Consider the following 6,455-nt stretch of genomic DNA (forward strand, 5'->3'; position numbering starts at 1 on the left):
TTATCCTTGCGCTAATAATTCGCTAAGTTCAATCAGTGCCGCATTGGCTCTAGAGATATAATTTGCCATAACGAGTGAGTGGTTGGCGACATAACCGAATCCGTTGCCGTTTAGAATTATTGGGCTCCAAACCGTTTCTTGAGTCGCTTCAAGCTCGCGTATAATTTGTTGTAAACTAACACGGGCGTTCTTTTTATCAAGTACTTCGGCAAAATCATATTCAACTGCTTGTAAAAAATGCAGTAAAGCCCAAGTAGCACCACGTGACTCATAAAAGACATCATCAATTTCCCACCACGATGTTTTTACTTGTTGTTGTAATGGCGTATAAGTAGCTTGAGTATTTGAAGAATTGCCTGCTAAATCGGTATTTACTTTGTCTTGACCTACACTCGCGCTCAAACGCTGGCTTAAGCTACCTAAGCGTTTTTCTGCTTCTTTTAACCAACTGCGTAAATTATCTGCACGTGAGTAAAACTGGCTATCGCGCTCATGCTGATTCGCAATTTGAGAACGGTAAACTAATAAGTAATCAATACCCTTTTGATATTCGCCCTCAGCACTTGGCCATGCCCATGCTTCAGAACTAATATTAAATTGTGGCTGTGCTTTTTTAAGCGCTTCGTGCTCAGTTGATTGTGACTGTGAACGACTAAAATCTTTTCGCATTGATAATGCTAAATCACGCACCATTTCCAACGCGCCATACTCCCAAGCAGGCATGTTGTCCATTATTACGCTCGGTGGCAGTACATCATTTGATAAATAACCGCCTGACTTAGTCAAGAGAGTATCAGCGACGGTGATAAGTGTTGAAGTGGTTACATACCCTGTTACTGGTTTTTCACTACGTTGCTGTGCTTGCTGCTTGGCATTTTGTACCACATCAAAACGTGCAGGCTCTATGCTCCAGTACACTGAAATAGCGTAAAATACGACAAACAATAGTACCAATGCCGTTATTATTTTTCCTTTATGCTGTGACATTTATCCCCCTAATGATGACTATGATCTTTCGATGCTTTTACCGGCTCAGCTTGCGATGCTAGCGAAACTACTTTCGCATTGGTGAATACTCGATTTCCGTCTTCAAAATATAGCGTGAGTTTGCGTTCTTGACCTACTTTTAACGGCTCTTGCGGTTCAAACACCATTAAATGATAGCTCCCAGGCTTAAAATCGAGTTGCTGATGGGCCTTAATAAGCAGTGATTCTAATTTTTGCATTTTCATCATGCCATCAGCGTGGACGTGCTCATGAATCTCAACACGACCCAACCCATCTATGGTCGCTCTTGTAAGTGTTGCCGGAACATTACTGTGGTTTTCAATGCTGAAATAGCCCACACTGGCTTTGGTAGCCGGTAAAAACTCTCTTACTTGCGCATTTGTTACTTGTAATTGCGCAACAACACTATCGTGCTCATGTCCTTCGTGCGCCAATAACGAAGACGAAAAAACACCCACTATTAACGCACTTGCACTCAAAATACATTGTTTAATCATCAGTAAAATCCTTGTTAAAACGAAAAAATATAGCCCAAATCTATCATAATTCCCTAATATTAGGCAGCTAATTTAAGTTCAAGAAGCTACTTTTTTGTTATCTGCGATTAACCAGCACAAGCCTGCCACAAACAATAATGGCCAAGCAATCATCAGTGATCCGAATAAAAAGGCTAATATAGTTCCAGCTAGTGCCACCATCGCCGCGCCAACAAGCCCCATAGTTACCAAAGCAGCAATCGCAATAACAACAATAATGGCGACTAACGCCCCAATGAGCTCAATACCTGTCCAACTAATATCTGAAATCCACAACGGGAACTGCCATACATCAAAATGAATTATCGAACCGCTATTAATTAAAAATAATGTAACAATAAGTAGGCATACGGCGAAAGTTTTCATGTTATTCCCCTTACACTGCTTTTTCTTCAAGACAACAGTGTGCGATTAAATAACCTAGCGCCACTGCAAACGGAAAACTTAAAAATAATAAAACGGTGACTAAACGAGTAGACCATACCGGAAAGTCTAATCGGTAAGCTAACCCACTACAGACACCTGATATTTTTTTGTTAAGCGTATTTTTATACCAACGACGATGTGTATTAAAATTATTCATAACAATCTCCTTAGGCTGTTTGTTTATCAGCGGTGTTTAAACTCGCTTTTAAACTTGCCAGTTCTGCATCAATTTTTTCGTTTTTAACCAGTGACTCAATTTGCATTGCCGTATTGCTCGCTGTATCTGTCAGTTCATACGCTTCAACTTGCGATTCAACACTCTCAACACGGCGCTCAATTTGCTCAAATCGTGATAAAGCAGTAGCCACTTTATCGCTCTGCAGCTGAGTATTTATCTTTGCTCTTGCCTCAACGACATTTTCACGCTTTACAAGTTGTGCTTGCTTAGCTTTAGCCTGTGTCATTTTTTGCTGTAGGCGCTCACAGTCTTCTGTGATTTTTACAATTGATTGCTGCAATGTCTCAAGTTGTGTTTGTAAGCACTCTATGTTTTTTTCAATAACGTGTTTTTCAGCTAGTGCTGATTTAGCTAAATCGTCACGATTTTTTGCAATGGCATGTTCGGCCTTTAATTGCCAATTTGTGAGCGCTTGTTGTTTATTGCTTATTTGACGCTTGATATTCTTTTCTTCACATAATAGTGCTGCCGCGGTGCTACGACACTCATTAAGTGCCTCTTGCATTTCGGTTAGCATCAAATTAAGTAGTTTTTCTGAATCTTCTGCTTTATCTAGCATAGCTACGATATTTGCTTGAATGACGTCGTTTACGCGATTAAATATACCCATGTTATTCTCCTGATGATTTTTTATTTATACATCAACAGGATTCCAAGAGTTATGCCAACAACTTAAAATTCTTTTATTTTCATTAAATATCAATAATTTAAATTATTTTTGGCGGGTAAATTAATGACTAGTCACTGAATGAAATTAAGTCGAATTGGCTAATAAATTATATTTTTGACTAAAATTTGGGATCAAAAAAAGCCACCTGAGGTGACTTTTTCTATAAAGAGTATCTGCTATGCCAATTCTATTAAATTGGCATTACTCGGGTACGTAACTTAGTGCCTTATCCATAACACTTAAATCAGCTTGCTTACCATGACCATTTTCAGATAAGTGGCGTCTAAAGCCACGCGCACCAGGCTGCCCCTGAAAAATACCCAACATATGGCGTGCAACATGCCAAAAATTAGCCCCTAAACGCATCTCTTCTTCAATATAATCATACATAGAGCGTACAACATCATGTCGAGACTGAGTATTAGCCGCATCACCATAAATTTTTTCATCTACTTCATTAAGCATAAATGGATTACTGTAAGCCTCTCGGCCCACCATAACCCCATCTATGTACTGTAAATGCTCAAGACTTTGCTCAATGGTTTTAACACCACCGTTAATACTTAAATCAAGTTGAGGGTAATCTTTTTTAAGCTGGTAAACTCGGGGGTAGTTAAGCTCAGGAACTTCGCGATTTTCTTTCGGGCTCAACCCTTTTAGCCATGCTTTGCGCGCATGAATAATAAAGTCATCACAGCCAACCTTATGTGAAGCCTCTATCAAAGCACATAAAAATTCATAAGAATCTTGCTCATCAATACCAATACGAGTTTTAACCGTAACCGGAATATTCACTTCACTTTTCATTGCAGCAACACACTCTGCAACTAAATTAGGCTCGGCCATTAAACAGGCACCAAAGCGTCCATTTTGCACACGATCTGACGGACAACCTACATTAAGGTTTATTTCATCATAACCACGCTCACCAGCAAGCTTGGCACACTGTGCTAGCGCTTGCGGATCTGATCCACCTAATTGCAATGCCACAGGGCCTTCGTGCTGATTAAAATGCAAGTAGTCACCGCGGCCGAATAAAATAGCGCCTGTAGTGATCATTTCAGTGTAGAGCACGGTGTGTTTTGTCATTTTACGATGAAACGTACGACAGTGGCGATCAGTCCAATCAAGCATGGGTGCCACGCTAAAGCGTCGATTTAAAGTACGTTTATCCAAAATGTGATCCTCAAAAATTTATAATTTAAGCACAGCTTAAACGGCGCTGCATTTTACACAAAAGCCCTATGCGCAGCAATATTAAGCAAACACTTGCAAGCCAAAGTATTGCGCAATACCGTTTAAAATATTAGTTACTGCGACTGAGCTTAAAATTAACCCCATAATTCGACTAATAATACTCGCCCCACTATCACCTATTATTTTATGTACATGCGTAGCAAGTAATAACAAAATCAGTACCACCACTAAAACAGCTAACATCATTGATGAGGTAATCATTTGCTCAACCCAGGTATACTCCTCATTGCGCGTCATTAATACCGCACCTAACATGGCACCGGGACTGGCTATTGATGGGATAGCGAGCGGAAAAATAGCGGTTTCAGTACTATCTCTAACACTTTTAATTTCAGCTTCAGGCTTACTTTCACCAAAGGTCATGGAGAGTGCAAAAATTAATAAAATTAAACCACCTGCTATTTGAAATGCCGAGAGCGGAATCTCAATCACATTCAGTAATTGCTCGCCAGCAACTACAAAAAATAACAGTACTAAAGCAGACACACCCACGGCCTTAAAAATCACTTTACGCTTAAACTTGTCGTCATCTCCACGAGTTACGGCGATAAAAACCGGGATTGTGCCAATTGGATCGATAACCGCAAAAAAGAAAATAAATATAGCCAATAGTTCATGCATTAATGAGTACCTTTTCATTAAATCGGTTAATAAAACGCTGCAACTACAATACAGTATGTTAGTATATCACGGCAGCGTAAGGATGAGAGAAGATGAATATAGAATCACTCGTAAGTAAAGCAAAACAAGTATGCGACAACCGTGGTGCGCGATTCACACCAATTCGCGAGAAGGTATTTCGTTTATTGGCCAGTGCTCAAGGTGGTGTGGGTGCATACGATTTACTTGAACAATTAAAAGTCACTGAAACAGGCGCTAAACCTGCAACGATTTATCGTGCTTTAGACTTTTTAGCCGAACTCGGTTTTATTCATAAAATTGAAAGCACCAATGCATTTATGCTGTGTCATCATTTTGATCATATTCATCCTGTTCAGCTATTAATTTGTGATAGCTGCGGTTTTGTTAAAGAGCTGCACTCAACAGTAATTTCACATGAGCTCAATAACTTAGCAGCCGAAAGTGGCTTTGTAGTTTCCGGACAAACAATAGAAGCACATGGTAAATGTGACTCTTGCCGAGCATAGATAAGCGACTATAGCTATACTTTACGTATAACCTTTATCAGTACCAATTTAAGGACATCTAATATGAATGTAGAGTTCATTAATCCCTTTTTAGCTTCTTTGATGAATGTATTGAGCACTATGGCTCAAACTCAGTTAAAACCAGGCAAGCCACGCATTAAAACCGATGAGATAGCCTGTGGTGATGTATCGGGATTAATTGGTATGGTTGGCCCTCAAACTCGCGGTTCATTTTCAATTACCTTCGACGAAGGTTTAGCGCTAACCATTATGGAACGAATGTTAGGCGAACGACCAGACGACATAAATGAAGAAGTAACCGACATGGTCGGTGAAATAACTAATATGGTTACCGGTGGTGCTAAGAATTTACTAGGTGAAAAAGGCTATGATTTTGCCATGGCAACACCCATTGTTGTGTCTGGTAAAAACCACACTATTACTCACAAAAGTGACGGCAAAAAAATTCTTATGCCGTTTACCAGTGACGCAGGTAATGCAAATATAGAAGTGAGTTTCGATAAGCTATGAGCTGGTCGCAAACCACAATTACATTAAAGCCTCGCTCGCGGGGCTTTCATTTAATTGATAACGACATACTTACTCACCTCCCACAACTGAGTCAGCTTAAAGTTGGTTTATTACACTTATTTATTCAACACACCTCTGCCAGCTTAACTATTAACGAAAACGCCGATCCAACGGTACGCATGGATATGGAAAGCCACTTTAATCAGTTTGTTCCAGAGCGCCAGCCTTATTATCGCCATGACTATGAGGGCGATGATGATATGCCTGCCCATATAAAAACCAGTACCTTAGGTTGCGAATTAACTATCCCGATTAGTCACGGTCAGTTAGCGCTGGGAACTTGGCAAGGAATATACTTAGGTGAGCACCGTGATCATGGTGGTTCAAGGCGTATTATTGCAACTTTGCAAGGCGAAGCGTTTTAGGTTTTACAACATAGATCATTCGCACACATTGAACATTTCAAAAAAGTTACATAAATTTATAATGATTCGCGTATGGGTCATTGTTTGCTATTTGAAAATGAATATCTGGAAAGTAAATATGATTGGAGCGGTACACGAGGCTCGAACTCGTGACCTCGACCTTGGCAAGGTCGCGCTCTACCAACTGAGCTAGTACCGCATTAAAAATAGTCAGAT

10 protein-coding genes and 1 tRNA gene are annotated in these 6,455 nt (G+C 40.0%); 3 read left to right on the plus strand and 8 right to left on the minus strand.

Translation table 11 applies throughout. The features are described from left to right. The 7 genes from CWB76_RS16500 to CWB76_RS16530 form a co-directional block, all read right to left on the minus strand. On the minus strand, window positions 1-987 hold the full coding sequence (locus CWB76_RS16500; RefSeq protein ID WP_138609056.1) for a DUF2333 family protein: 987 nt from the start codon (window positions 985-987) through the stop codon (window positions 1-3). Window positions 988-995: 8 nt separating this feature from the next. Further along, window positions 996-1,505, minus strand: a complete 510-nt coding sequence (locus CWB76_RS16505; protein WP_138609058.1) for a copper chaperone PCu(A)C — start codon at window positions 1,503-1,505, stop codon at window positions 996-998. A gap of 78 nt (window positions 1,506-1,583) precedes the next feature. Next, complete coding sequence (locus tag CWB76_RS16510) at window positions 1,584-1,910, minus strand: hypothetical protein (protein ID WP_008115505.1); 327 nt, start codon at window positions 1,908-1,910, stop codon at window positions 1,584-1,586. 10 nt (window positions 1,911-1,920) lie between these two features. After that, window positions 1,921-2,127 carry a PspC domain-containing protein gene (locus CWB76_RS16515; RefSeq protein ID WP_010390548.1) on the minus strand — a complete coding sequence of 69 codons (207 nt, stop codon included), beginning with the start codon at window positions 2,125-2,127 and terminating at the stop codon, window positions 1,921-1,923. Window positions 2,128-2,137: 10 nt separating this feature from the next. Continuing rightward, window positions 2,138-2,818: a PspA/IM30 family protein gene (locus CWB76_RS16520; protein WP_138609060.1), complete on the minus strand. Its 681-nt coding sequence runs from the start codon at window positions 2,816-2,818 to the stop codon at window positions 2,138-2,140. A 261-nt stretch (window positions 2,819-3,079) separates the two neighbouring features. Further along, a complete protein-coding gene (gene dusA / locus CWB76_RS16525) occupies window positions 3,080-4,012 on the minus strand; it encodes a tRNA dihydrouridine(20/20a) synthase DusA (RefSeq protein WP_036932963.1) in 933 nt (310 codons plus the stop codon). A 123-nt stretch (window positions 4,013-4,135) separates the two neighbouring features. After that, complete coding sequence (locus CWB76_RS16530) at window positions 4,136-4,756, minus strand: MarC family protein (protein WP_008115498.1); 621 nt, start codon at window positions 4,754-4,756, stop codon at window positions 4,136-4,138. Between the two features lie 92 nt (window positions 4,757-4,848). Between CWB76_RS16530 and CWB76_RS16535 the strand changes: the two genes are divergently transcribed. From CWB76_RS16535 to CWB76_RS16545, 3 genes are all read left to right on the plus strand, one after another. Beyond that, window positions 4,849-5,283: a transcriptional repressor gene (locus CWB76_RS16535; RefSeq protein ID WP_008115496.1), complete on the plus strand. Its 435-nt coding sequence runs from the start codon at window positions 4,849-4,851 to the stop codon at window positions 5,281-5,283. Between the two features lie 63 nt (window positions 5,284-5,346). Further along, window positions 5,347-5,814 carry a chemotaxis protein CheX gene (locus tag CWB76_RS16540; RefSeq protein ID WP_010390540.1) on the plus strand — a complete coding sequence of 156 codons (468 nt, stop codon included), beginning with the start codon at window positions 5,347-5,349 and terminating at the stop codon, window positions 5,812-5,814. Further along, a complete protein-coding gene (locus CWB76_RS16545) occupies window positions 5,811-6,239 on the plus strand; it encodes a secondary thiamine-phosphate synthase enzyme YjbQ (RefSeq protein ID WP_138609062.1) in 429 nt (142 codons plus the stop codon). The genes CWB76_RS16540 and CWB76_RS16545 overlap by 4 nt, the downstream gene beginning before the upstream one ends. 123 nt (window positions 6,240-6,362) lie before the next feature. Here CWB76_RS16545 and CWB76_RS16550 read toward each other — a convergent pair. After that, window positions 6,363-6,438, minus strand: a tRNA-Gly gene (locus CWB76_RS16550). Window positions 6,439-6,455 lie beyond the last annotated feature (17 nt).

Source organism: Pseudoalteromonas sp. S1609 (assembly GCF_005887255.1).
In the GTDB taxonomy this organism is placed as follows: Bacteria; Pseudomonadota; Gammaproteobacteria; order Enterobacterales; family Alteromonadaceae; genus Pseudoalteromonas.

Excerpts from the sequence above, each read along its gene's own strand:
- CWB76_RS16545 (WP_138609062.1), top strand. The coding sequence starts at position 5,811 with ATGAGCTGGTCGCAAACCACAATTACATTAAAGCCTCGCTCGCGGGGC.
- dusA (WP_036932963.1), bottom strand. The coding sequence starts at position 4,012 with ATGCTTGATTGGACTGATCGCCACTGTCGTACGTTTCATCGTAAAATG.
- CWB76_RS16535 (WP_008115496.1), top strand. The coding sequence starts at position 4,849 with ATGAATATAGAATCACTCGTAAGTAAAGCAAAACAAGTATGCGACAAC.
- CWB76_RS16500 (WP_138609056.1), bottom strand. The coding sequence starts at position 987 with ATGTCACAGCATAAAGGAAAAATAATAACGGCATTGGTACTATTGTTT.
- CWB76_RS16520 (WP_138609060.1), bottom strand. The coding sequence starts at position 2,818 with ATGGGTATATTTAATCGCGTAAACGACGTCATTCAAGCAAATATCGTA.
- CWB76_RS16540 (WP_010390540.1), top strand. The coding sequence starts at position 5,347 with ATGAATGTAGAGTTCATTAATCCCTTTTTAGCTTCTTTGATGAATGTA.
- CWB76_RS16515 (WP_010390548.1), bottom strand. The coding sequence starts at position 2,127 with ATGAATAATTTTAATACACATCGTCGTTGGTATAAAAATACGCTTAAC.
- CWB76_RS16530 (WP_008115498.1), bottom strand. The coding sequence starts at position 4,756 with ATGCATGAACTATTGGCTATATTTATTTTCTTTTTTGCGGTTATCGAT.
- CWB76_RS16510 (WP_008115505.1), bottom strand. The coding sequence starts at position 1,910 with ATGAAAACTTTCGCCGTATGCCTACTTATTGTTACATTATTTTTAATT.
- CWB76_RS16505 (WP_138609058.1), bottom strand. The coding sequence starts at position 1,505 with ATGATTAAACAATGTATTTTGAGTGCAAGTGCGTTAATAGTGGGTGTT.